Below are 25,634 nucleotides of genomic sequence, written 5' to 3'. Positions count from 1 at the left end.
CCTAGGCCTCCTTCTTTAAGATGTCTTCGATTTTGACATCCTGCTGTTTGAGATACTGAATGCCGGCGTCCACTTGCGCTTGATCCCCGGACAAAACCACAATCAGATTGCCAAATGGTGTATCCTGTAAAATCTGAATATCGCCAAACAAAATGTTCGCAGTCACGTGGTAACTTTCAAACAACTTGGCCACCAATGGTTGATCGGCCGAAGCCCCGACGTAAGTTAACCGCAACAAGCGATCATTCGGCCCAAGGTTCTTAACGGCAGGCTGCTGCAAAACTGATTCAATCGCCTGATCAAGCTGCAACGTCGTATCGATGAAATCCTTGGTCAACTGCTGCTTTGGGTCGGAAAAGACCTGCAGCAAATCGCCGCGTTCAATGATGGCGCCCGCATCCATAACGGCAACGCGATTACAAATCTGTTTAACCGCCTCCATTTGGTGGGTAATCAGAACAATCGTTAATCCCAACCGTTCATTCAGCGATTTCAAAAGATCCAAAATTGAACTCGTGGTTTTCGGATCCAACGCGCTGGTCGCTTCATCGGAGATCAAGATTTCCGGATCAGACGCCAAGGCCCGTGCAATCCCGACCCGTTGCTTTTGCCCGCCGGATAGTTGCGCCGGATAGGAATTTGCCCGATCTGTCAGCCCAACCAAATCCAGCAGCTCAGCAACTTTCTTCTTTATCTCCTGCTTTGATTTAATGCCTTTTAACGGAAACGCGACATTATCGGCAATCGTGCGGCTGTTCATCAGATTAAAATGCTGAAAAATCATGCCGATCCGCTTACGTTCCTTACGTAGCTGTGCCGCTGACAAAGCTAGCATATCCTGGCCTAAAACATTGACGCTGCCGCTGGTTGGCCGCTGCAACAGATTGATGGTCCGGACCAATGTCGACTTGCCGGCTCCTGAATAGCCGACAATCCCATAAACATCCCCGCGATTGACCGTTAAATTGACGTGATCAACGGCATGTACCGAGCGGGTCTTCCCGTGGAATTCAACGTCCACGTCTTTTAACGTCACAACTGCTTGATCTGACATAATTGTCCCCGTTTCTAATTAAAACTTGTAGTTCCAGGCTGGCAATGTTGAGCCTTTGTAAACCTTCTTCAGCAGCTCAGCCGTCCGCTTCGTCTGGTAAGCTTTGACAATCTTCTTGTAAGTGGCGTTGTTCTTGTCTTTCGCCGACTTGGCAGCGATGAAGTTAACCCATGGCTTAGACTGCTTGGTAATCTTTTCAACCGCAATCGCATTGGCCGGCTTCAGATTGGCTGCTGCCGCAATATCATTATTGACAACGGCCACTGCAACGTCATCCAATGAGCGTGCGGTCTGGGCTGCATCCAGTTCGGTAAACTTCAAGTTAAGCTTATTTTCCGTAATATCGCGAATGGTTGGCGATGCCACACCTTTTTTCAGCGTCAGCAAGCCGTTTTGCGCGAGTAACTGCAGCGCCCGGCCTTCGTTTGAAGGATCGTTAGGCAAGGAAATCTTGTCGCCGGCTTTAACGTCTTTGAGCGACTTGATTTTGTTGGAATAAGCACGCATCGGCCCAATATAAGTTGCACCGATGTCAACAATCTTGGTGTTGTGTTTCTTATTCCAGTTGTCTAAGAAATTATGGTGCTGAAAAGCGTTCAACTGAATGTCGCCGTCTTCCAGTGCCTGATTCGGTTGGTTATAATCCGTAAACTGCACCAGTTTGATCGTGACACCCTGCTTCTTCAACCGTGACTGGATGTCTGTCCAAATTTCCTTGTCCGTACTCATGATGCCGACTTTAACCGTGGTATTTTTGCTGGTGCTTGATGACGACTTACCACAGGCTGCTAAAACAAATAATGGCAAAACCAAAGCAAGTGTGATAATGGCTCTTTTCCAAGACTTCATAAACTTTTTCCTCCTCGTTCGGGTTCACGAACAATATGCGCAAGCTTTTTGAAAAATAAAAAAACTCGCTTCTAAACACAATGTTTTAGAAGCGAGCTTGCTCGCGGTACCATTCTAATTCGACGCCAAAGCGCCCTCAGTAACAGGCAATCACCTGTGTGCGGAGTAATGACCGCCAGCCATCATCGCCTAACCACTGCTCAGCGATGCCGATCAATGAGCCATCTTCGATTCAATCAACTACCCTGCTCTCAGCTAATCAGGTTTTCTGTACAGTCTCATCAAATCTACTCACTCATATCATTCGTTTCCCGAAATGAATTAAGATGAGTTTAGACGAAAGAAGGGTAAGTTGTCAAGAGAAAGGTAGAGAGAGCGTGAGCGTGGCCGGTTAGAAACCGGAGCATAAGTGGCCTTGGGCGTGATGGCCCGATCTTGGCCATTGTGCCTGAGATTCTTACACGCAGACTTCTGCGCTAGTGAACGCGTTTTGGCGCTGCCTTGTCCTCACCAACTTATCATGCATTCTCCAAACAAGTCACTAGCTGCCGAAAATCCTCAAACAGGCAACCGGAAAGCCAACCCAACAGTTTTCCTACGCGCATTACCCGCAATCTTAAAACTTCTGCGTCCAGGCCGGTACTTCACTCCCATGGTACAGCTTCTCAATCAGATTAGCCGTATCCTTCGTCCGGAATGCCTTCACAATTTTCTGGTAAGTTTTATTATTTTTGTCCTTCTTATTCGCCACAAACACGTTAATCCAAGGTTGACTCTGTTTGTTGACCTTCTCCGTGTAAATAGCCTTCTTAGGATTCAACTTGGCATCCTGGGCCACGCCTGAATTAATCACGGACGCTGCAACATCCGGCAAGGAACTGGCCGTTTGCGCGGCATCGACCGCTTTAAGCTTCAAATTCAGCTTGTTGTCGGTCACATCACGGGTTGTTGGCAAAGCCACCTTCGTATTGAGCTTGATCAAACCTGCCGCCTGCAACAATTGCAGCGCCCGGCCTTCGTTAGTCGAGTCATTTGGCAACGCAATTGTGTCGCCTTGCTTGATCTGACTGATTTTCGTGATCTTCTTAGAATAAATCGCTAACGGCGCAATAATGGTCTGGCCGATGCTGACAAGATCACCATGATGCGTCTTGTTCCAGTTGTTCAGAAAATACTGATGCTGGAACAAGTTCAAATCAATATCATGATCCTTCAACGCTGTATTAGGTTGGTTGTAATCAGAGAACTGGACAATTTTAATATTGATACCTTGTTTCTTGACCTTCTTGGCAACGGATTGCAAAACCCGATTATCCGCACCAACGACCCCAATCTTGACCGTTGTCTGCTTCTGACTGCTGCTACTGCTGTTACTGTTACCACAACCAACCAAAATTAGTCCTAATACTGCAATGGTGGCAAAAATCTTCCAAAAACGCTTCATCTTGAATCCTCCTCGTGTATTCGGTGCTCAGCTGCACGTAACAAAATTTTGCAACCGTGTAGCTGCTTGTTGTATTGGCTTGATTGAATGATAAAGGGACTTGGGGTGTAGCGGCTCGCACTCACACATAAAAAAAGCCCACCTCTAACCAAGACAGTTAGAAGTGAGCTTCACCCACGGTACCATTCTAATTGGCCGTGCTGTGCGCGACCCACTCACCGGACGGATTCATCCGGGAGCGCGTTAATGGGCGCTGGCCATCACAGCCTTACGCAAAATGTTCGGTGTGTCGTGTGCACTAAGCCATATTCGCGCGCGCTTACAACCCCGCTCTCATCAATTCGGGTTTTCTGTACTGTCTCGCGACCGCTACTCACTTAGTCCGTTTATCATCAATTTCAAGTTTGTATTCACGAGTTTAGCACAAATTTTTTAGTAGTCAAACATTGAATTTTAATTCAAAAAGAGTGTAAGCTTGCTTCAACATTGGCCGTCGGTGAAAAGTTCAATTAAGCGGTCATGAAACATAGCACTGAAAGGATGAGCAAATATGACAGATCCTGTTGCACTGTTGCAAAAATTAATTCGCATTGACTCAGCAAACGGTCACGAGCTGGCCGTGGCAAAGGTCTTGCAGGCTGAGTTTGAGGCCGCCGGTATTCCTACCAAACTGATTCCGTACAAAGATGATCGGGTTAATTTAGTGGCAGAACTTAATCAAGGTGGTCGCGTGCTTGGCTTCACTGGTCACCAAGATGTTGTCAGTCCCGGCGACGAGTCTGCGTGGACGTACCCGCCTTTTTCCGGAAAAATTGTCAACAATGTCATGTATGGTCGCGGGACTGATGACATGAAAAGCGGTCTGGCGGCGATGACACTCGCGCTGATTGCCTTGAAGCAAGCCGGTTTTAAACATCACATTCGGTTCATGGCAACGGTTGGTGAAGAATTTGGCGCGATGGGAGCTCGACAACTCACTGAACAAGGCTATGCCGATGATTTGGCAGGCTTGATTGTTGGCGAACCAACTGACAAATTGCTGCAGTATGCGCATGGCGGGACCGTCAACTACGAAATCGACAGTGAAGGCGTCTCGGTTCATAGTTCGCGACCGGAAAAAGGCGTCAACGCCATCGATGGGTTAGTGGCCTTTGCCGAACGGGAGCCAACTGCCTTTGATCAAGCGCCAGATGATCCGGACCTAGGTGTCTTTCGCCATTCAATCACGGTGATCAACGGTGGCGACCAAGTCAACACGATTCCTGCCCATGCCTATCTACGCGGCAACTTACGGCCAACTCCGGCTGCCAATATTGACTTAGTCGTCGACCTGTTGAAACAATTAGTCGAGCGGGCCAATCAAGCTACGTCTGCCAAATTAACGCTCAAGGTCTTGCATCGGTTCCTGCCAGTGCACTCCGACAAAAATGGTCACCTTGTCACCACTGCTAATCAGGCAATTGCAGCTGTCACCGGTACGCCAGCCAAACTTGCGGTAGCTTACGGCGGCACCGATGCGTCTGAATTCATTCGGTCTGACAACCACTTTGACGTCATCGTTTATGGCCCGGGTGACAATCATTTCAGCCACCAAGTCGATGAACACGTCGACTTAGACAGCTACAAGACCGCCATCAAGACCTATCAGGAGATGGCAAAGCGGTTCTTCAACTAATACTTGCACCATCAGAAATTTAAAAAGCAGCTAGGCATCATGTCGATGTCAGCTGCTTTTTAAATTGTACACACCACGCACCTGTCAAGCTGCTGAAAGGTAGTCAGGGTTATTTGGTTGAAACAGTCACAACCCAATTGTGATTATGATCGGTTTCGTCTAACAAGGCAGGTTTGTCACTAAGTTCTTGGTGAGCATCTACCACAGTCCCGGCCAGCGGTGCCTCAAGATCGAGGACAGCCTTTTCCGCTTCAACACTCAAAAACGGTTTACCAACCGTTAAACTCGTACCAACTTGCGGTAAATCAACAAATTTAATTTTACCTAACGTTTCCTGTGCATCCTGGGTTAACCCCAAACGAACCTGACCCGCCGCCAGTTCGTCTTGCCAAAAATAAGTCGTTGCCATTTTCTCGCTCCTATTCAAAATCTTCTGTGTCGCGGCTGAACATGTAGCTTGTATGGTGATAGCGCATCGAGAGGACCATGCCGACCGATAGCATATTTGCAAGCAGGAATGAACCCCCTTGTGAAATGAACGGTAGCGGAATCCCTGTCAGTGGCAACAAGCCGATGTTCATGCCAATATTTTCAAACACGTGGAATAAGATCATCATGATGACACCAGTCGAGATGTAAGCATAAAACTCGTTCTTGGTATCGAACGTGACCCGAATCATCTGATAGATCAACATAAAGTATAACAGAATCAGCACCGCTGCGCCGACAAACCCGAATGCTTCGCCAATCACGGAAAAAATCATATCCGATTCCCGCACTGGCACCGCGACGGCCATGTGGAACGGGCCTTTTCCGGTTAACTGTCCTGAACCGATCGCCTTCATCGATTGCCATAATTGGTAACTATCGCCACTGGTGCTGCCAGATGGATTTAACCATGAATCGATTCGGGCAAATTGATACGTTTTGAAGCCGATTGAGCCGAGAAACGACCGGCCCCACGACTGCGTAACCAGCAAAATGGCCAGTGTTCCAAGTGCAGCTGCGCCTAAGGCAATCGGTAATAGAATCCGCCAATTAATGCCCGCCACCAAGGTGACCCCGGCAAAAATGGCCAGAAAGACCAACGTTGTCCCGAAGTCATTTTGCAACTTCATCAAGACGGCAATCGGAAGGGTCCACAACACCATACGGCCAATTAATTTCCAATCGTTTTGGATCGTGTGTGAATAAGCTGCATTGTGCTGGGTGACGACTCGGCTTAGCATCAAGATATATGCCGGTTTCATGATTTCCGAAGGTTGGAAACTGATTGGTCCAAGTGCAAACCAGCTTTTGGCACCGGTATTAAGCTCAGTCGCCCGATCATAAAAAATCAAAACGGCGATCATCAGAAAGATCCCGATACCATACAAATAAGGCGCAATTCGCCACAGCTGTTCTGCATCAAACCGCATGACGAAGAAGATCCCGATGCCACCAATCGCGTACCAGGCTCCCTGCATAATCGTGGCCCTGACCGGATTCTGCGAAGTCGAACCATCATGAGACGCCGCCAGATAAATTGACACTAAACCAATCAGCGCCAGCAGCATGACTGACAAAATGATGCCGTAGTCGATGCGATCGCCTTCAGAATTTGATTTAATTTCATGCGATTCCACGGCAAACCTCCTGTGAAGCTCCTGGTTTATACACTATTTTAAAAAACACTCGCTGGGCCAGGAGCTCGCCCAGTTTGCGTTCTGCCAAATCGCGTCAACCCTGATGCAAATGATATTCCGCAATCAACGCGTTGACAGCGTCATCCATACTTTTAAAGCGATTTGGCTTGTCTGAACCGGCAACGTAAGCAGCAAACCGGGTGCCATCCGGTTCAATAAACCCAATTTCCTGATCACCGATTTTTAACACCGAAACCGTGTGGCCATTGCGGGTTTCATCCGTTTGGGTGACCTTGATGTTTCTTTCTTTAGCCATGATGGCCTCCTAGCTTATGATTAAGATTTTGAATGTCGCTGAGATCCAAGTCATTTTCAGGATGCGGATTCCGCCGCAACGTGAAATAAGCCGGGACCGGATCAAGTCCACCTTTAACAAAGGGGTTGCACCGCAAGATCCGGGCAATCCCCATGAGCGTCCCTTTAATGGCGCCATGTCGCTGCAACGCCTGAATCATGTACGTCGAACAGGTCGGATAATACCGGCAGCTCGGCGGCAATAACGGGGAAATAAACCGCTGGTAGCCCCGCACCAGCCAGGTCAGGATTTGCTTCATGTCCACTCCTAACGCAGGAAATTAAAGAAATGGATCCACGTCGACGGCAAAAAAACCTTAAACGGATTACTGCCGCCCATGCCAAAACCGATCAACAGTCCTAAAATCAACGCGATCGCGGCAATGATCAGCCAAATTTTAATGTGATGGAAAATACGTTTCGGATACTCCGGGTCCATAAGCTAAACTCCTAGTACTGCCGATGATGTTCGATGTTGTCCAGTAAGACACCTGTGCCTAAAGCAACCGCGTCTAACGGATCATCAGCCAAGAGCACTGGCACCTTCAATTCCGCGGCGAATAACTGGGAGATGCCTTTCAATAACGCACCGCCGCCAGTCAACATAATGCCGCGATCGATAATATCGGCAGAAAGCTCTGGCGGGGTCTTTTCCAAGACACCTTTAGCGCCGTCGATGATCGCCATCATGGTTTCGTGCAAAGCGTCAGAAACTTCCTCCGAAGTCACCGAAACCTCACGCGGCAAGCCGGTTGCGATATCCCGACCACGAACTTCAATGGTTTCTTTAGGATCGGCGTCGTAAACCGCGCCGATTTTGATTTTAATCTGTTCAGCGGTATGCTCGCCGATAATCAGCTTGTGTTTGTTCTTCACATAAGCTGCAATCGACGAATCCATTTTATCGCCTGCTAAACGCAGTGAACGACTGGTAACAATCTCCCCCAAAGAAAGTACCGCGATGTCACTGGTACCACCACCGATATCGATCACCATGTTCCCTTGCGGCTGGAAAATATCCAAACCGGCACCAACTGCTGCTACCTTAGGCTCGAACTCAAGGTAGACATGACGGCCACCGGATTTTTCGGCCGCCTGGATGATGGCCTTTTGCTCAATGTCCGTAATGTTTGTTGGTGCACAAATCAAAATATTGGGTTTGGAAAACACGCCTTTTACATTTAATTTGTTAATGAAATATTCAAGCATTGCTTCGGTAATGTCGAAATCAGCGATAACGCCATCTTTTAGTGGTCGAATTGACCGAATGTTACCCGGTGTGCGCCCAACCATTTTATAGGCTTCTGTCCCCACCGCTAATACTTTGCCGGTATGGGTATCAATGGCGACAACGGACGGCTCATTTAAGACGATGCCTTTGCCTTTAACATTGATCAGTACATTGGCTGTCCCTAAGTCGATCCCAATATCTTTTGCCATGGGTATATATCTCTCCTCGTAAATTGACTAACTATCGCATTATAACATAGTTAAGACGAGGTTTTTATAGGAAAAGTTTAGGTAAGTTTAAAGCTGCTTGAACGAGCGATAAAAAGAAGGAGCTAACTAAATAACCTAACCCAACGGCCATGAAAAGCAACAAAACTTGCGCTTCACGGACATGGTTGGCCTTAATGAACTGCTCAAAACGCAGCGCATTCAATGCCCGGAATGCCAACATGATGAAAACAAAATGGGACACGAGCGTTATGGCGGCATTTAGGCCGATTTCCTGAAACATGCGATCACCTCATACGCTATCTTCCCGCACTTTCGGCATTCATGCAAGAGCGTGAGCAGGGCCGGTTAGAAGTCGGCTCGCGCTCACAAACAAAAAGGCACTAAAGGCAAAATCGCCTCCAGTACCTTTTTGTTCTTCATGAGTCTAATGACTGGTTTTAACATTGATCCGGTTGATGGCGCGCCGCAATGCGACTTGCGCCCGCCGCAGATCATCTTGGTTGTTTTCATTCTTGGCCTGCTCGATCCGCTTCTTAGCCCGATCACGTGCTGCTTGAGCACGGCTCAGGTCAATATCGCGTTCGCGTTCGGCTGAGTCAGCGACGATTGAGGCGACGTTATCCGAAACCTCCATGAAACCGCCGTTGACCGCAATTGAATCGTTATGATCGCTTGAGTCAACACGTTGTACGTCAACCTCCCCGATCGCTAACGGGGTGACGATTGGCTCATGGTTGGCCATGATCCCCAATTCGCCAGCAACAGAATGAACCACCAACATCTTGGCATGATGGTCGTAAACCAAACCATCAGGCGTCACGATATTGACGCGAAGAACATTGCTCGTTTCTGCCAAAACGCGTCGCCTCCTTAGTTAGCTGCAGCTTGTGCAGCTGGCTTTTCGTCAGCATCCGTGTCCTGTTCATCAGGAGCAAAGCCCATCTTCTTAGCCTTTTCGACAACTTCTTCAATGCGGCCGACTGAACGGAAGGCATCTTCCGGATAGTCATCGTACTTGCCGTCCAGAATTGCCTTAAAGCCTTTGACGGTTTCTTCAACCGGTACATATGAACCCGGTTGGCCGGTGAAACGTTCCGCAACGTTGAAGTTTTGTGACAGGAAGAATTGAACACGACGGGCACGGGCAACAATCACCTTTTCCTCGTCGGACAGTTCGTCCATCCCTAAAATAGAGATAATATCCTGTAACTCACGATAACGTTGCAAGACCCGCTGCACTTCAGTGGCCACTTTGTAGTGTTCCTCGCCGACAATTTCCGGTGTCAACGCACTGGAAGAAGATTCCAGCGGATCAACGGCCGGGTAAATACCTTGCTCAGTTAAACGCCGTTCCAAGTTGGTCGTGGCATCCAAATGGGCGAAAGTTGTCGCCGGCGCCGGATCGGTATAGTCATCGGCAGGCACATAAATAGCCTGAATGGAAGTAACCGATCCTTTTTTCGTGGATGTAATCCGTTCCTGTAACTGACCCATTTCAGTTGCCAGTGTCGGCTGATAACCAACGGCTGACGGAATTCGGCCCAGCAAGGCAGAAACTTCGGAACCAGCCTGAGTAAACCGGAAAATGTTATCGATAAACAGCAGGACGTCCTGACCTTCGACATCACGGAAGTATTCCGCGATTGTCAAACCAGTCAAGGCAACCCGCATCCGGGCACCAGGCGGCTCGTTCATCTGACCAAAGACCATGGCTGTATTCTCCAGAACGCCGCTTTCCTTCATTTCAAAGTAAAGGTCGTTCCCTTCACGGGTTCGTTCGCCGACCCCGGTGAAGACGGAGATGCCGCCGTGTTCTTCGGCGATATTATGAATCAGTTCCTGAATCAAAACGGTTTTACCGACACCGGCACCACCGAAGAGTCCAACCTTCCCGCCTCGCAGGTAGGGTTCGAGCAGATCGATGACTTTGATGCCCGTTTCCAGAATTTCAGAACTGGTATTCAAATCTTCGAATTTTGGTGCATCACGGTGGATGCTGTCACGCCGATGATCCGGTCCAAAAGCTTCGCCGCCATCGATGGGGTCACCCAATACATTGAACACGCGACCCAGTGTGTCTTTACCGACAGGCACTGAAATCGGACCGCCAGTATCTTGAACTGCCATGCCGCGCTGTAGGCCATCGGTTGAATCCATCGCGATGGTCCGCATGACGCCATCACCCAGTTCCAAGGCAACTTCCAGCACCAGCTGGGAGCCATCCTTACGGGTAATTGTCAAGGCGTTGTTGATTTCTGGCAAATTGTCATTGATTGGGAACGCTACGTCGACAACAGGACCGATCACTTGCACGATTTTACCAGTTGCATTTGGCATATTCGTCCTCCTTGAGCGTGAGTCAGCCCGGTTAGAAACCGGAGTGTAAGTGGCCTTGGGCGTGATGGCCCGAACTTGGCCATTGCGACCAAGGTCCTTACATGCAGGTTTCTGGGCTGGCGAACGCGTTATGGTGAGCGTGAGCTGGCGCGGTTTCTGCTAGCTCATGCGTTATGGTAAGCACAAACCGACTTTTCACAAGCCGGCTCACACCTGTTTATTCTAGTGCTGCCGCACCACCGACAATTTCAGTAATTTCGGTCGTAATCGCAGCCTGCCGTGCCCGGTTGAACTGGGTCGACAGATGTGAGATCAGATCATTGGCATTGTCAGTTGCGCTGCGCATGGCGGTTGTCGATGCGGCGTGCTCAGCCGTTTTCGCATCCATAATCGCACCAAAGATCAGGCTTTCCGCATACTGCGGCAAGACTGCATCCAAGACAGCGTCAAGATCAGGTTCAACCAAGTATTCAACGTTGGTGTCTTCAACTTCGCTGACGTCTAAGTCACTGATCGGCAGCATTTTCTCCGCCCGAAAAGCAGAGATTAATGTATTGACATGGTGGTTATAGCAAACGTAAAGTTCGTCAAACACACCATTATCATACATTGTCACAGCTGTTTTCACGATTTCACGAACTTCGTTAAAGGTCGGGATATCGGAAACGCCACGGTATTCATAAGCTAGATTCAAACCACGGGCCTTGAAAAAGTCCGCGCCGACACCACCGATGGCCATCATGACATAATCATCCGGGCCTTCGTGGTCGTCCTTGATCATTTCCATCATCGCTTTTAAAACCGTACTGTTATAACTGCCAACCAATCCGCGATCACTGGTGATCACGAGGTAACCTGTCTTTTTAACCGGACGTTTCTCGAGCAAACTGGCAACGGAAACAAGCTGATTCTTATTCGCCTCAGCATCATTATTCGCAGCATTAGCTAACTCAAGAAGTTGTCCTGCAGCTAAATGAGTCACAATCTGACGGACCTTATCAGCATAAAGTTGATATTTTCGGGCCCGCTTTTCGATCTGACTCAATTTGGCACCGGAAACCATCTGCATGGCTTGCGTGATCTGACCGGTTTTCTTGGTCGAGGCGATCTTGCGCTTGATATCCATTAATGATTCAGCCATGCGGCACCTCCTTAACCTTTAGCAGCAGCAAGTTGTTTGCTAGTCTGGAAGCCACCGGCAAAGGCTTTGATCTGTGCATCCAGCTTATCGGTGTCCGGTAAATTACCGGTATCCTTGATCTGCTTTAACAAATCAGCCGCATTGCTATCGAAGAAATCAAACAGTTCGTCTTGGAACCGACCGATATCTTCGATTGGAATCGGATCAAGAAAACCATGGGTCAAAGCATAGAGAATGATAACCTGTTTTTCGACCGGCAATGGCTTGTGTACTGGTTGTTTCAAAACTTCAACCGTGCGCCGACCACGATTCAGCTTGGCTTGGGTAGCAGCATCCAGGTCAGAACCAAACTGGGTGAAAGCTTCCAGTTCACGGAAGGATGCAAGATCCAGCCGCAGTGTCCCGGCAACTTTCTTCATGGCTTTAACCTGGGCATCCCCACCAACTCGGGAAACGGAAGCCCCGGCATCAATCGCCGGCCGTGTACCTGCATAGAACAGGTCACTCTGTAAGAAAATTTGCCCATCCGTGATTGAAATAACGTTAGTAGGAATATAAGCCGAAATATCGCCAGCCTGGGTTTCAATAACCGGCAACGCTGTCATCGAACCGCCGCCGAGCTTATCGCTCAATTTAGCGGCACGTTCCAACAAGCGACTGTGGGTATAGAAAATATCCCCAGGGTAGGCTTCACGACCAGGCGGACGACAGAGCAGCAAGGACAGCTCACGATAAGAGGTTGCCTGCTTGCTTAGATCATCGTACACGATCAAAACATGTTTGCCATTGTACATGAATTCTTCACCCATGGCTGCACCGGCATAAGGCGCAATATACAACATCGGCGCCGGTTCAGAAGGACCAGCCGTCAAAACGATTGTATAATCCATCGCACCGTATTTCTTCAACGTTTCGACTTGGGCACGAACCGTACTGTCCTTTTGCCCGATCGCAACGTAAACACAGATCATATTCTGATCTTTTTGATTCAAAATCGTATCAATCGCGATCGAAGTTTTCCCGGTTTTCCGGTCACCAATGATCAACTCACGCTGACCACGGCCAATCGGTACCAAGGCGTCAATCGCTTTTAATCCGGTTTGTAAGGGTTCGGATACAGATTTGCGTTGCATAACGCCAGGTGCCTTAAACTCGATCGGACGGGTCTTATCCGTCTTGATCGCGCCTAAGCCATCGACTGGCTGTCCCAGGGAATTTACAACCCGGCCAATCATGGCGTCCCCGACAGGAACTTCCATAATCCGACCGGTTCGCTTAACCTGGTCACCTTCGCGAATCTCATCGAAGTCACCTAAGATAATGATCCCGACATCATTCGTTTCAAGGTTTAACGCCATCCCGTATGAGCCATTGCTAAATTGGAGCAATTCGTTGGCCATGGCATTTTCCAGCCCAGTGGCACGGGCAATTCCGTCACCAATATAAGTAACGGTGCCAACTTCTTCGGCCGCCAAATCATCTTGATATCCTTCAAGTTGTTTTTTGATCAGAGAACTGATTTCCTCAGTCTTGATGCTCATCCGGTTCACCTCTTTACTTATCTCTAATCTGCCAGCAGTGCTGCCTTCATCTTCTCGAAGCGGTGTTTAACCGTTCCATCGATAACCGACCCGTGTGCTTGGATGCGCACGCCGCCGATGACGCTCGGATCAACGATTTGTTCCAGTTGCGTCGATTTCATGCCAAAACGCGCAGCAATGGCACTGCGCAAGGCATCGGCTTGGTCTGCTGACAAAGCAACTGCAGTCGTAACAGTCGCTGTAATAATACCGGCTTCATCATCATAAGCGCGATTGAACGCCGTGATGATATCCGGCAATGCACCGAATCGACCATATTGCTGGGTTAACTTCAATAAGTTGGCCACAAGCGAACTGGCATTCTTGGTCAAAGTCGTCATCAGGTTGGCTTTGTCATCTGCCGTAATTCGGGCATTATCAAAAATTGTCAGGATCGTCGGATTTTCTTTGAATACAGACGCTAGCGCCTGTAACTCTTCATGAACTGTCGCTACCTGATCCTGGTCATGGGCTGCTTCCAGTAATGCTTTTGCATAACGCGGTGCAACCATTTGATTAGTGACTGCCATTTGCATCACCTAACCGTTTGATGTAGTCGTCGATCAAATCTTTTTGATCAGCTGCATTAAGTTCCTTACCGATCAACTTCTGTGCGATCGTCAGACTTAAATCAGCCACATAGTTCTTGGCACTGGCCAAAGCATCTTTACGGGCTTGGTCAATGTCTGCTTGCGCATTTTTCTTCAACGTGGCGACTTCCGTATTGGCCGCGTCAACCAATGATTGTCGTTGCTTCTCGCCGTTTTCCTTGGCTTGATTGACAATCTTGACAGCATCAGCCTGGGCGTGTTGCAGTTCTTCCCGTCGCTTGGCTGCTAAAGTTTCCGCATCTTTGCGGGACTTTTCAGCATAGTCCAAGTCGCCGGAAATCTTTTGTTGGCGATCTGCCATCATTTTGGTAACTGGCTTCCATGCCACTTTCCCGACTGCAATCACCAAGATCAGAAATGTAACAAGTGTGAAGAGTGTGTCACCTAAACTCATCTTTTGCCACTCCCTTCTTTATTGATGAACTGAATTAACGGAGCATCAACATGAAGGCAACAACAACAGACAGGATCGGAACAGCTTCGATCAGGCCGACACCAATGAACATGGTACCACGCAAGGTTCCGGCCATTTCCGGCTGACGCGCCATACCTTCAAGTGTTTTGCTGATGACCATCCCATTACCGATTGAAGCACCGAAGGCAGCAATGCCGGCGGCTAGTGAGGCAGCTAAAAATTGCATAAGAAATTTCCTCCTAAATTAGTTACTCGGGTAGAACTTTGTGTGATGTATAAACCATACCAAGCGTGACGAAAACGTACGCCTGAATACTACCAATGAAGACTGAGAACCCTTGCCAAGCTATCTCGGCTACCGTTGCACTAACAAAGTTGAGTGCACCGCCGGAAAAGGCCCACTGCCGAATTAATAGAACCAAAACTTCGCCAGCGAAAATATTCCCATAAAGCCGCAAAGAAAGCGTGATAAAGTTCGTAAACTCTTCCAATAGGTTAATTGGCAAGAGAATCGGAACCGGTGACGCATATCCTTTGATGTAACCTTTGAAACCTCTGAAGACAACGCCAAAATAATGCGAAAGCACCAGAACTGTCATCGCCATTGTCATGGTAATCACCGGGGATGCTGTTGGTGAGCGGAACCAAGTATCTTTACCAATATCTAACTCGATGAATAACCCGATTTGGTTACTAATAAAAATGAACAGGAAGAGCGTAAACGCAAATAAATTAAACGTGTAGCGCTCCGAACCGGGCATCGCACTTTTGCCGATACCGTTTGTAAAGTCCATGGCCCATTCCAGTACGTTCTGCTTGCCACCTGGCCGCATTTTCAGGTTTCGTGACAGCCATAGCACCAGTAAGAATACCAGAACTGCCGAAACCAAAACACCAATGTCGTTGGTCAGGTTGAAAGTTAAGCCGAAAAGCTTGATCGAGGGATATTGTTCGTTCACAGAATTCACCTCCTTACTGAAGTGGCTTCATATCATGTGTACCATCGAAAAGATGGGGCAAGATTGCAGAGACTTCGATAATCGTTGGTTACTAGGGTAGACCCTTGAAACACAATCATTACTCTAACACCATTTCAGTGAAAAAACAAAGCACTAAAAAGAGAAACTTTGGCCGTCATAAAGGCTTTTTCACTGATTTTTTCACGGCGGCCACGGTTTTCACGGGTCTTAATGCACCCACAAAAAATCTTTTAACTAAAAATGAAAAAGGCATGTGCGTGACCACATGCCAATTCATGTCATTTTGTCCCAAAAAGTCTGTCGCCGGCATCGCCGAGACCAGGCACAATATAACCGTTTTCATTCAAATGATCATCCAGCGCGGCTGCGTAAATGTCCACGTCCGGATTAGCGGTCTGAACGGCTTTAACCCCTTCAGGAGCAGCAACCAGTACCACGAGGCGCATCGATGTCGCCCCGCGCTTTTTGAGTGCTTCAATCGCCATGTTGGCCGAGCCACCGGTTGCCAGCATCGGATCAACAATGATTAAATCCCGCTGGTCGATATCCAGCGGCATCTTAACAAAGTATTCATGCGGCTTCAGTGTCTTTTCGTCACGGTACATGCCAATGTGACCGACTTTGGCCGCTGGAATAAGGCGCAAAACGCCATCCACCATGCCCAAACCGGCACGAAGAATCGGAATAACCGCAAGTTTCTTACCGGAAAGCTGCTTTTGAACCGTTTTACCCATCGGCGTTTCGATCTCGACACTTTCCAGTGGCAGATCCCGTGTGATTTCATACACCATTAATTCCGCGATTTCGTTAGCGATTTCGCGAAATTCCTTAGTGCCGGCATGCTTATTTCGAATCAAAGTAAGCTTATGCTGAATCAACGGGTGATTTAAAACTGTAAATTTACCCATGCGAGGCCTCCTGTGTGAGCCATTTGTTTGCAAACCCTATCTATGATAAGGGATGACGGGCTGTCAGCGCAAGGACTTCTTGACGAATTTGATCCAAAGCCGGTTGATCATCGCGATGTGCAATTGCCGCACTGATGAGTTCGGCAACTCGCTTACTCTCTTCTGGCGTAAAGCCGCGGGTGGTGATGGCAGCTGTGCCGACGCGGATACCGCTGGTTTTGAACGGGCCGTTTTGCTCCCCGGGAATCTGGTTTTTGTTGGTGGTAATGTCCACTTCGTCTAATAAATCTTGAACTTGTCGGCCGTTGACGCCGTACCCTGCGACATCAATAAGTACCATATGATTATCCGATCCTCCGGAAATCAGCCGTAAATGCGGGTCTTCCTCAAAGCCAGCGACCATTGCCTGCATATTATCGAGAATCTGTTGCGTATATGCCTTGAATTCAGGCTTCAATGCTTCGCCCAGCGCAACGGCTTTGGCAGCAATCACATGATCCAGCGGTCCGCCTTGAATGCCTGGGAACAAAGCCGAATTAATGGCTTTACCATATTCAGCCTTTGCCAGAATCATCCCACCGCGCGGTCCCCGTAACGTCTTATGCGTCGTGGTCGTCACAACGTCTGAATACGGCACCGGATTCATATGCACCCCACCGGCAACCAATCCGGCAATATGCGCCATATCAACCATTAAAAAGGCACCGACATGATCGGCAATTTCGCGGAACTTTTTGAAATCAATCTCGCGGCTATAAGCCGAGGCACCGGCCACAATCAGCCGCGGCTTAATCTGTTCCGCCAGTTCCCGGATCTTGGCGTAATCCAAGCGTTCGGTTTTGGCATCCAACCCATAATGGTAAAAATGGTACTCCTGACCGCTAAAGCTGACCGGACTCCCATGGGTGAGATGCCCGCCGTCGGTCAGATCCATCGCCAAGACTTTATCGCCATCTTCTAAAAAAGCGCGGTAGGCTGCCATATTGGCCTGTGATCCGGAATGCGGCTGTACATTCGCAAACTCTGCCCCAAAAAGTTTTTTCGCCCGATCGATGGCCAGCTGTTCGGTCACGTCTATGTATTGATTACCACCATAATACCGATGGCCGGGATAGCCTTCGGAATACTTGTTGGTCAAAACCGACCCCTGAGCAGCGCGAACTGCCGGTGAAATAATGTTCTCCGAGGCAATGAGTTCGATATTATGCTCCTGACGCTCTTCTTCATGATGAATTGCGCCGAAGACTTCTGGGTCTTGTGCCATGAAATCCATGTCTCCACTCTCCTCTTGAATGCATTCATTCCTATTACCCAACAAAAAACCCGGCCCATTGCAATCGTGTACGCCGTGAAAGCCTAATGTACAAGGCTTAACGTCACGAATCCAAATAAGGCCAACTGACACTCACTGGTCAGTTGGCCTTATTATAGCAAATCAAAACGAATCTGTAGGCATATTTGGTTGATAGTGGACATTACCGGCAGATTTAAGCAGACGATTCATGTAAGCCATGCTTAATTCACTATGGGAAAATGCCTGCGCCAACACAAGTGTGACATCCGGATGAAGATCGAACCAACGCAACCCGGCAAACAAGGCGTGGGTCGCACTTTTAATGTCCTGCCCCAACGAATAACCCAGTACCGCCGAGAATTTGGCAAGAATCGGATCAGTCGCCAAAATGCCAAAAGTCTGTCCGGTCTTTTTAGCCCATTCGACTGCTTCGGGAAACTGGCCCGGATCATCGACAACCACCACTTGAGCAGACGGCGCATAGTGCTTGTACTTCATCCCCGGTGCTTTGGGCGCTTCATTTTTACCGACGTGATGAATCGCTGAATCGACTGGTCCTAAAATCGGCTCCAACTCGTCAGGGCCAATTGCACCCGGCCGCAGAATTGCTGGCGGGGTGACGGTTAAATCAACAATCGTGGATTCCACGCCGACCCGGGTTGGCCCGTCATCGAGCACGCCGGCGATTTTGCCTGCCAAATCATGCAGCACGTGATCCGCTGTGGTCGGGCTGGGTTTGCCGGAAGTATTGGCTGACGGGCCGACAATCGGAATCCCGGCTGTGGCGATTAGCTTACGCGTCAAGGCATTATCCGGATTGCGAAAAGCTGCCGTCTGCAAGCCTCCTGTCACCTTCATGGACAAGCGCCCAGGCAAAATATTCAGAATCATCGTCAACGGCCCCGGACAAAACGTCGCCATTAGTTTGGCTGCCGCGGGGGTAATCGTTGCATACTGCCCGACCATCGCCGCATCCGCCACCGTCACAATTAGTGGATTATCTGAAGGCCGGCCCTTTGCTGCATAGACTTTGCCCACTGCATCCACATTGGTCGCGTCAGCACCCAGGCCATACACCGTTTCAGTGGGAAACGCGACTAACTCGCCGCGCTTTAAAGCAGCGGCCGCTTCCGGAATATCAGATTCATGATAACGTTTTGACAAATTTTCCTGCCTCCATATTTTGTCTGTTGCTGCGTAACGCCCAAAGAACCGGTTTCGCTCCGATTCTTTATCGGAAAACGCCTAAAATTGCAGCTTGGCCATGCGCGGGTGACCGGCCATATCCTGCCGGAAAGTCACTTGCGCTTGTGGTACTTTTTCGGCAAATAACTTCTGCAATGCCGGTTGTTGCCGGTAACCGAATTCTAAATAAGCGGTCCCGTGGTCATTCAGATGCGCTGGCAATGCTTCGATAAACCGTTCAAAAAGTGCCAGACCATGATGACTGGCAAATAAGGCCATCTTAGGTTCATAGCGCAAGGTACTTTGATCCATCACGGGTGTTTCTTCAGACGCGATATATGGCAAGTTGGTCACCACAAAATCAAACCGTCCCGGCAAGTGACTAAATAAATCACTCGTCACAAATTGCGCCTGCACGTGTTGCGACTGGGCATTCTGCTCGGCAACTGCCAGCGCTGCTTCGGACACGTCACTTAGCGTCATCGCAACTTGTGGCAGCTGGCGAGCTAAGGTAATGCCGATCGCCCCGCTGCCGGTTCCCAAATCCAAACCGGTTCGCGCTGCGGTCTGCTCTTTTGCGACCCAGTCAACCAACTCTTCTGTTTCAAACCGCGGAATCAACACTGCTGACGTCACTTTGAACATCACACCAAAAAACGGCGCCACACCGGTGATATATTGCGCCGGTTCAAATTTTGCTAGCCGGGCGACATCTGCTTGAAATTGCTGCCATGATGCATCGGGCATCACGTCTTGCCGATGTAAAATTAATTGACTTGGGGTCCAGTTTGCCCGGTTCATCATGACATACCGCGCCCCATCAGGATCAACATGGTGTTCCGTCAATAACAAAGACGCCCATTTGAGCGCCTCAGCGTATGTTTTAGACATTAAGCGATTCCATCTTCTGGGCCTGATCGTGAACGATCAAGGCATCGATAATTTCGTCAAGATCACCGTTCATGATGCGATCCAATTTATTCAGGGTCAAGCCGATCCGATGATCCGTAACCCGGTTTTGCGGATAATTGTAAGTGCGGATTCGCTCGGAACGATCACCGGTTCCAATGGCATTTTTACGCGTCTGATCGTACTTTTCCTGATTTTCAGTTTCGTAATAGTCGTAAACCCGCGAGCGCAGAATCTGTAACGCGCGCGCCCGGTTTTCCTGCTGGCTGCGTTCATCCTGCATTGACACAACAATCCCGGTTGGAATGTGGGTCATCCGCACCGCCGAACTGGTTTTATTGACGTGCTGACCACCGGCACCTGACGAGCGGTAAACGTCTGTCCGAATATCTTTAGGGTCGATTTTTAGATCCACTTCATCATATTCAGGCATGACGCCAACGGTTGCCGTGCTGGTATGAACCCGGCCGGCACTCTCGGTCACAGGCACCCGTTGCACCCGATGCGCGCCGTTTTCATACTTCAGCTTGGAATAAACATTATCCCCGGTAATCATGACGACGACTTCTTTGTAGCCACCTACTTCAGTCGGCGTCGAATCAATGATTTCTGCTTTCCAACCTTGGCGTTCAGCGTAGTGCATATACATATTCAATAAGTCACCGGCAAAAAGACTGGCCTCATCGCCACCGGAAGCCCCGCGGATTTCCATGATAATGTTTTTGTCATCATTGGGATCCTTAGGCAGCATCAGGACCTTGATCTTATCTTCAAGATCGGCTTTTTGCTTTTGCAGATCGTCAAGGTCTTCTTTAGCTAGCGCTTCCATGTCCTCGTCTTTACTCTCACGAAGCACTTCTTCGCTTTCCTTGATATCGGACAAAACCTGCTTGTACTTTTTGTAGGCAGCCACGACATCCCGCATCCCGCCTTCTTCTTTCGACAAAGCCAGATACCGCTTCGTGTCGCTAATAACCTCAGGGTCCGACATTAACTCTTCTAATTCATCATAACGATCCAAAAGACCGTCCAGTTGTTCAAAAATTTTATCCATAAAAATCCTCCTGAGCGTGAACTGGCGCGGTTAGAAGTCGGAGTGTAAGTGGCCTTGGGCGTGATGGCGGTCTTGGCCATTGCGACCAAGGTCCTTACACGCAGACTTCTGCGCCGGTGAACGCGTTATAGCCGAGCGTGAACTGGTGCAACGCCAGCAACTACCCACTAATCTTGATGCTCGATCTTATCTAATGGCGGGTGGAAATAATGATGCCGGCAAACCGGGTAATACGACTCGTTGCCGCCAATCAACACCTGCTCACCTTCATAAACCGGCTTTCCATCATGAATCCGCAAATTCATAATGGCCTTTTTGGCGCAAAACCAGCAAATCGTTTTCATTTCTTCAATTTTATCTGCATACAGCAGCAGGTATTTAGAACCTTCAAATAACTCATTACGAAAGTCATTCTTTAAGCCAAACGCCATCGCCGGAATATGCAATTCATCGACAACTCGCGCAGCTTCAAAAATGTGATGCTTTTGTAAAAACTGGGCTTCGTCAATCAGCACACAGGCGGCGTGCGGATCGGTTTCCTTGATCGTTTCATACAAATCGGTTTCATGCTTAACCGGAATCGCTGTCCGTTCAAACCCGATGCGACTGGCAATCATGCCGACGCCGGCTCGATCATCCAAGGCGCTGGTCATCAGAATTACCCGTTTATTTTGTTCTTCATAATTATGCGCTACTTTCAGGATTTCAATACTTTTACCTGAGTTCATCGCACCGTATCGAAAGAAAAGCTGGGCCATGTGCCGCCTCCATCCAAAATCTCACAGCTCACAGTATAACGGATTTTTTTCGCAAAGAACACCGTGACTGCCGGTTTGCTTGTCGTTTATGCTAAAATAGTCCCATTAAGTTGAGAGGAAGAACGCCGTGGCATTTTCAGCAAAAGCCAGCCTGGCAACTGCCATTGGTCGCAGCAGCTACTGGTTCTTACACACATTTTTAAAAGGCGGGTCAAGCCTCCCCGGCAAACTCGCCAATAAAATCGATCCGCGCGTTTTGCAGGCGCTGGGTCGTGACTATGATGTCATCGTGGTGACCGGTACCAATGGGAAAACCCTGACGACGAGCTTAATCGTCAAAGTGCTCAAGCAAAAATATCAGGAAGTTTTGACCAATCCCACCGGCTCGAACATGCTGCAAGGCATCACCACCGCTTTCTTGGCGCAACCCAAACACGGACATGGCCGAGGCATTGCGGTCCTGGAAGTCGACGAGGCTAACGTTGCCCCGGTAGCTGCCCAGTTAAAGCCGAAAGCTTTTGTACTGACCAATATCTTCCGTGACCAGATGGATCGTTATGGTGAATTCTACACGACCTATCAAAAAATTCTGGACGGCGTCACCCTTGATCCTAAAGCTGTTGTGCTGGCTAACGGGGATGCGCCAATCTTCAGTTCCCGTAAGCTGCCGAATCCGGTCCACTATTACGGCTTTACGTTGACTGCTGAAGGCGATCATAAAGCCCCACCGAATACGGATGGCGTCTTGTGCCCGGTCTGTCAACATATCTTACATTATCACGCCATCACTTACGCTAACCTCGGCAATTATTTCTGCCCTAACTGCGGCTTCAAACGGCCACAACTGAAGTATCAGGTGAACACCGTGACCAAAATGACGCCGCAAAGCAGCGATTTCGTCATTGACGGTCAGCCTTGCCACATTGATATCGGCGGCACGTACAACATTTACAACGCCTTGGCCGCTTTTGCCGTTGGTCGGACTTTTGGCGTCAGCCCTGAACAAATCAGCCAGGCGTTCGCCTATGACGAGAAAGTTTTCGGCCGGCAGGAAGTCATTCAACTCGGCGATAAAAAATTAACCTTGATTCTGGTCAAAAATCCGGTCGGCTTGAATCAGGTGCTCAGTATGATCGAAACGGCGAAGCAGCCTTTTGGGTTTGCTATGCTGCTGAATGCCAATTATGCAGATGGTATCGATACCAGTTGGATTTGGGATGGGAACTTCGAAGATTTTGTTGCCAGCAAAAAAGCCGCGACATATCTGGTCGGCGGCGAGCGCTACAAAGATATTGCATTGCGGCTCACAGTCGCTGGTGTTCCGGAAGACAAGCTCATGAGTCAACCAGACCTTAGCAACGTCATCACGGAGCTGCAAAAAATGCCACAGCAGCAACTTTACGTTTTATCAACCTACACGGCAATGTTACAGCTGCGCAAGAAGTTGAGTGAAGGCGGTTATATTAAGGCAGGATTTTAAGTTGAGCCTATAAACGCCATCGTTGTATCAAAAAACAGGACCTGACTGTCAAAGGTCCTGTTTTTTTGCTGCTTTGCCACGATTGGCCAGTTATTCTTCCTTCGTTCAGGACTCGGCTGTCCCTGTATCTGGCTGATCCGCCAAAAAGCGTTGCACGAGTTGGTCGCGTTTGCTCAGAAACTCGCGATTAGGCTGTGGATGGACGCGGTTTGTCAACACGATCAGTGCCAGTTGACTTTGCGGCTGAATGAGCCAGAAAGTACCGGTATAGCCCGTATGGTACAACCACAGCCGCCCCTGAGCATCACGCCGCAGATCCCAGCCAAGGCTGCGACCGAGCTGATGGGCCGTCCAGTCACGGGTTAGCTGCTGGGCGTGATCAGGCCATGCCGATGCCTGCTTTTGCCCAAAGAAGTATTGCGTGAACATCTCCAAGTCGGCTAGACTCGCAAACAAGCCGGCCGCCCCGCTATGCCGCCCCAAGATGGCACTTTTAGGATCATGCACGACCCCGCGCCGCAAGCCGGCACTCGGATCGTAAGTCGTTGGCACACACTGTTCCGGATCCGGTTGAAACGTTGCTTTGGGCAAGCCAAGTGGACGCAGAACCTGTTGCGTGATAAGCGTTTGAATCGGTTGGTGATAGATCTGTTCCAAGGCCCATCCGACCAGCAACAAATTCACATCCCGATAAACCACTTTAGCATCGACTTCATCTGTGACGGCCAATTGCGTCATGAGGGCGTGTTTCAACGCTGGCGCCGGCAAGTCATCACGGTGCGGAATATAGCCTTCCAGCCCAGACGTGTGCGTCAATGCCTGCCGAAATGTGGTGGCATGCGGAAACGCCGGCAAAAACCGCTTCAAAGGCATCTCCGGCGCAACCAGTTTCTGATCCCAGGCCTGTAAAAAGACGGTGGTGGTGCCGATAACCTTCGTCAGGGACGCGACATCATAAAGCATCCCCGGCCGCAACGGTGCTGGCGTGGGTTGCCACTGCGCATCGCCGTCCACTCGGCTTTGCACATCTTTTCCCGTCATAAGCGCCACACTAAATCCGGGTATGATGCGTCCGGCCACCCACGCCTGCAGCTCCGCCGTGATCGCTTGAAAATCCATTCTGGCCTTCTTCCCGACGCCGAGTCACAACCATACTACGCCACGCGGAACCACAGCGTGAGCCGATTGGGACCGGCAATCATCAAAAATTGATTCTCATGATGATAATCGTAGTCCGTTAGCCCGGCTGCATCAAGGTTCATCAAGATATTCTCCATCGCCATTTTGTCTGGCAAAATAAAACTCACATAATCCAACCCATACATATCAGGCGTCGGCAATAATAACGTCGCTTCTAGCCGCAAATTAATACCAATGTGGTGACGATAATCACCTGCAGCCAAAAAGACTTCGCCGGTATTGGGGCTAGGCTTTTCCCGAAAACCGAGTCCGTCTTCCAGATAGTGACTGGTGCTGGCCAAGTCCGCCACCCGAAACTGAACGTAACCAATGGTCGTCCCGGAAGGCAACCGACCATAATCCCGCGCCGCATGTTTACCGATTTCAGCCGGATCAATGGCTTCTTCGGTTTCATCTTCCCAGTTGTACTGTCGTTCCTCTTGATACTGCTCAATCGCGCGATCAATCGTAAACGCAACGCCATTGCCTTCCGGATCCTTAGCCAAAAAGCCTTGCTGATAACCGGTTTGAAAAGCCTTCGTTACTGGCTGATCCTGCTTCACGATCCGATACGCTGCACCCAGCGCCCCCGGATTTGGCAGCAAAATCGCAAAATGATCCAATCCCGTCACCGGTTTCTGCGGTGAGAGTCCCTTAATTTGATGCAAGACAACCAAAACCTGTTGATTAATCCGGGTTCCCAAATAAATCGTATCGCCATTTTGGCGCAACAAATCCAATCGGGCAATCTGCTGATACCATTGGCTCTCCTTGGCCAAATTAGCAACTTTAAGTGCAATAAAATCCACACGCGTTTCTTCTGGCAATGCAATCCCTGCCATGTTCATCCGCTCCTTGTCTGTTTAAGCACCGATTGAGTTCCAGCTTCCCAATTCGGTCTGTTGCCATCAGCATAATGAGTCAGCTCATTTTTTGCCAACAAAAAGCTTGTGATTTGAAACAGTGGCGGTTTCTTTGCTGGTTACGACTCGTAAATGTGCTTGCCAAGTCTTGTTATTTTTCTTACAGTTATAGATAGTGGGGATGCGCGAAAAAGCGGTGAAGAAACGGGCTCACGCCCCACTTTAACGCGCTAGCCAGCCCAGAAACCTGCACATAAGAACCTTGGTCGCAATGGCCAAGGCCGGGCCATCACGCCCAAGGCCACTTATGCTCCGGTTTCTAATCGGGCTGGCTCACGCTCCACTTTAACGCGTTCACCGGCGCAGAATCCTGCGTGTAAGGACCTTGGTCGCAATGGTCAAAGACCGACCATAACGCCCAAGGCCACTTACACTCCGGCTTCTACCCGCGCCGGTTCACGCTCAGGAGGTTTGTTTT

28 protein-coding genes are annotated in these 25,634 nt (G+C 49.3%); 2 read left to right on the top strand and 26 right to left on the bottom strand.

Annotated features, from left to right (window positions below; all coding sequences use genetic code 11):
* Window position 1 precedes the first annotated feature (1 nt).
* The 3 genes from LBCZ_RS05505 to LBCZ_RS05495 all read right to left on the bottom strand — a co-directional run bounded on the left by LBCZ_RS05505 (window position 2) and on the right by LBCZ_RS05495 (window position 3,347).
* On the bottom strand, window positions 2-1,054 hold the full coding sequence (locus LBCZ_RS05505) for a methionine ABC transporter ATP-binding protein (RefSeq protein ID WP_025012626.1): 1,053 nt from the start codon (window positions 1,052-1,054) through the stop codon (window positions 2-4).
* An 18-nt stretch (window positions 1,055-1,072) separates the two neighbouring features.
* Window positions 1,073-1,903, bottom strand: coding sequence for a MetQ/NlpA family ABC transporter substrate-binding protein (locus tag LBCZ_RS05500; RefSeq protein ID WP_010488866.1), 831 nt, complete (start codon window positions 1,901-1,903; stop codon window positions 1,073-1,075).
* Between the two features lie 616 nt (window positions 1,904-2,519).
* Window positions 2,520-3,347, bottom strand: coding sequence for a MetQ/NlpA family ABC transporter substrate-binding protein (locus tag LBCZ_RS05495; RefSeq protein WP_025012627.1), 828 nt, complete (start codon window positions 3,345-3,347; stop codon window positions 2,520-2,522).
* A gap of 550 nt (window positions 3,348-3,897) precedes the next feature.
* Here LBCZ_RS05495 and LBCZ_RS05490 point away from each other — a divergent pair.
* A complete protein-coding gene (locus tag LBCZ_RS05490; protein WP_039638916.1) occupies window positions 3,898-5,022 on the top strand; it encodes an ArgE/DapE family deacylase in 1,125 nt (374 codons plus the stop codon).
* Between the two features lie 109 nt (window positions 5,023-5,131).
* Here the strand turns inward: LBCZ_RS05490 and LBCZ_RS05485 are convergent, their stop codons facing one another.
* From LBCZ_RS05485 to LBCZ_RS05385, 21 genes are all read right to left on the bottom strand, one after another.
* Window positions 5,132-5,431: a glycine cleavage system H family protein gene (locus tag LBCZ_RS05485; protein ID WP_025012628.1), complete on the bottom strand. Its 300-nt coding sequence runs from the start codon at window positions 5,429-5,431 to the stop codon at window positions 5,132-5,134.
* Between the two features lie 10 nt (window positions 5,432-5,441).
* On the bottom strand, window positions 5,442-6,647 hold the full coding sequence (locus tag LBCZ_RS05480; RefSeq protein ID WP_025012629.1) for an FtsW/RodA/SpoVE family cell cycle protein: 1,206 nt from the start codon (window positions 6,645-6,647) through the stop codon (window positions 5,442-5,444).
* Window positions 6,648-6,741: 94 nt separating this feature from the next.
* Window positions 6,742-6,963 (bottom strand): DUF2969 domain-containing protein, encoded by a 222-nt coding sequence (locus LBCZ_RS05475; protein WP_025012630.1) that lies wholly within the window; start codon window positions 6,961-6,963, stop codon window positions 6,742-6,744.
* Window positions 6,956-7,261, bottom strand: a complete 306-nt coding sequence (gene yidD, locus LBCZ_RS05470; RefSeq protein WP_010488878.1) for a membrane protein insertion efficiency factor YidD — start codon at window positions 7,259-7,261, stop codon at window positions 6,956-6,958. The genes LBCZ_RS05475 and yidD overlap by 8 nt, the downstream gene beginning before the upstream one ends.
* Window positions 7,262-7,269: 8 nt before the next feature.
* Entirely contained in the window at window positions 7,270-7,440 is a 171-nt protein-coding gene (locus tag LBCZ_RS05465) for a DNA-directed RNA polymerase subunit beta (protein WP_010488880.1), read from the bottom strand.
* Between the two features lie 11 nt (window positions 7,441-7,451).
* Entirely contained in the window at window positions 7,452-8,441 is a 990-nt protein-coding gene (gene mreB / locus LBCZ_RS05460; protein ID WP_025012631.1) for a rod shape-determining protein, read from the bottom strand.
* A 64-nt stretch (window positions 8,442-8,505) separates the two neighbouring features.
* Window positions 8,506-8,742 (bottom strand): DUF1146 family protein, encoded by a 237-nt coding sequence (locus tag LBCZ_RS05455; protein ID WP_005689008.1) that lies wholly within the window; start codon window positions 8,740-8,742, stop codon window positions 8,506-8,508.
* Between the two features lie 144 nt (window positions 8,743-8,886).
* The gene (locus LBCZ_RS05450; protein WP_010488888.1) at window positions 8,887-9,318 is read right to left on the bottom strand and encodes a F0F1 ATP synthase subunit epsilon; all 432 of its coding nucleotides are present in this window, start codon (window positions 9,316-9,318) and stop codon (window positions 8,887-8,889) included.
* Window positions 9,319-9,332: 14 nt separating this feature from the next.
* Window positions 9,333-10,799, bottom strand: a complete 1,467-nt coding sequence (atpD, locus tag LBCZ_RS05445; RefSeq protein WP_025012632.1) for a F0F1 ATP synthase subunit beta — start codon at window positions 10,797-10,799, stop codon at window positions 9,333-9,335.
* A 217-nt stretch (window positions 10,800-11,016) separates the two neighbouring features.
* A complete protein-coding gene (locus LBCZ_RS05440; RefSeq protein ID WP_025012633.1) occupies window positions 11,017-11,940 on the bottom strand; it encodes a F0F1 ATP synthase subunit gamma in 924 nt (307 codons plus the stop codon).
* 11 nt (window positions 11,941-11,951) lie between these two features.
* Entirely contained in the window at window positions 11,952-13,481 is a 1,530-nt protein-coding gene (atpA, locus tag LBCZ_RS05435) for a F0F1 ATP synthase subunit alpha (protein WP_041084717.1), read from the bottom strand.
* A 23-nt stretch (window positions 13,482-13,504) separates the two neighbouring features.
* Window positions 13,505-14,050: an ATP synthase F1 subunit delta gene (gene atpH, locus LBCZ_RS05430; RefSeq protein WP_025012635.1), complete on the bottom strand. Its 546-nt coding sequence runs from the start codon at window positions 14,048-14,050 to the stop codon at window positions 13,505-13,507.
* Window positions 14,037-14,525: a F0F1 ATP synthase subunit B gene (gene atpF / locus LBCZ_RS05425; protein ID WP_025012636.1), complete on the bottom strand. Its 489-nt coding sequence runs from the start codon at window positions 14,523-14,525 to the stop codon at window positions 14,037-14,039. Before atpF ends, atpH begins: the two co-directional genes overlap by 14 nt.
* A gap of 34 nt (window positions 14,526-14,559) precedes the next feature.
* A complete protein-coding gene (gene atpE / locus LBCZ_RS05420) occupies window positions 14,560-14,772 on the bottom strand; it encodes a F0F1 ATP synthase subunit C (protein ID WP_010488897.1) in 213 nt (70 codons plus the stop codon).
* Between the two features lie 22 nt (window positions 14,773-14,794).
* The gene (gene atpB, locus LBCZ_RS05415; RefSeq protein WP_025012637.1) at window positions 14,795-15,505 is read right to left on the bottom strand and encodes a F0F1 ATP synthase subunit A; all 711 of its coding nucleotides are present in this window, start codon (window positions 15,503-15,505) and stop codon (window positions 14,795-14,797) included.
* 299 nt (window positions 15,506-15,804) lie between these two features.
* Complete coding sequence (gene upp, locus LBCZ_RS05410) at window positions 15,805-16,434, bottom strand: uracil phosphoribosyltransferase (protein WP_025012638.1); 630 nt, start codon at window positions 16,432-16,434, stop codon at window positions 15,805-15,807.
* 40 nt (window positions 16,435-16,474) lie between these two features.
* A complete protein-coding gene (gene glyA, locus LBCZ_RS05405; RefSeq protein ID WP_039638913.1) occupies window positions 16,475-17,707 on the bottom strand; it encodes a serine hydroxymethyltransferase in 1,233 nt (410 codons plus the stop codon).
* Between the two features lie 162 nt (window positions 17,708-17,869).
* Window positions 17,870-18,892 carry an L-threonylcarbamoyladenylate synthase gene (locus LBCZ_RS05400; protein ID WP_025012639.1) on the bottom strand — a complete coding sequence of 341 codons (1,023 nt, stop codon included), beginning with the start codon at window positions 18,890-18,892 and terminating at the stop codon, window positions 17,870-17,872.
* An 81-nt stretch (window positions 18,893-18,973) separates the two neighbouring features.
* On the bottom strand, window positions 18,974-19,804 hold the full coding sequence (prmC, locus tag LBCZ_RS05395; protein ID WP_025012640.1) for a peptide chain release factor N(5)-glutamine methyltransferase: 831 nt from the start codon (window positions 19,802-19,804) through the stop codon (window positions 18,974-18,976).
* Window positions 19,797-20,876: a peptide chain release factor 1 gene (prfA, locus tag LBCZ_RS05390; RefSeq protein WP_025012641.1), complete on the bottom strand. Its 1,080-nt coding sequence runs from the start codon at window positions 20,874-20,876 to the stop codon at window positions 19,797-19,799. The genes prmC and prfA overlap by 8 nt, the downstream gene beginning before the upstream one ends.
* 167 nt (window positions 20,877-21,043) lie before the next feature.
* The gene (locus LBCZ_RS05385; protein ID WP_025012642.1) at window positions 21,044-21,634 is read right to left on the bottom strand and encodes a thymidine kinase; all 591 of its coding nucleotides are present in this window, start codon (window positions 21,632-21,634) and stop codon (window positions 21,044-21,046) included.
* 127 nt (window positions 21,635-21,761) lie between these two features.
* Here LBCZ_RS05385 and LBCZ_RS05380 point away from each other — a divergent pair, with 127 nt between their 5' ends.
* Window positions 21,762-23,114 (top strand): Mur ligase family protein, encoded by a 1,353-nt coding sequence (locus LBCZ_RS05380; RefSeq protein WP_039638912.1) that lies wholly within the window; start codon window positions 21,762-21,764, stop codon window positions 23,112-23,114.
* A gap of 105 nt (window positions 23,115-23,219) precedes the next feature.
* Here LBCZ_RS05380 and LBCZ_RS05375 read toward each other — a convergent pair whose 3' ends face one another.
* Window positions 23,220-24,233, bottom strand: coding sequence for a serine hydrolase domain-containing protein (locus tag LBCZ_RS05375; protein ID WP_025012643.1), 1,014 nt, complete (start codon window positions 24,231-24,233; stop codon window positions 23,220-23,222).
* Window positions 24,234-24,268: 35 nt separating this feature from the next.
* Complete coding sequence (locus LBCZ_RS05370) at window positions 24,269-25,135, bottom strand: VOC family protein (RefSeq protein ID WP_025012644.1); 867 nt, start codon at window positions 25,133-25,135, stop codon at window positions 24,269-24,271.
* Between the last annotated feature and the right edge of the window lie 499 nt (window positions 25,136-25,634).

This window comes from Lacticaseibacillus casei DSM 20011 = JCM 1134 = ATCC 393 (assembly GCF_000829055.1).
GTDB lineage: Bacteria > Bacillota > Bacilli > Lactobacillales > Lactobacillaceae > Lacticaseibacillus > Lacticaseibacillus casei.
The sequence above is the reverse complement of the archived record's forward strand: the minus strand, read 5'-3'. Positions and strand labels throughout refer to the sequence as shown.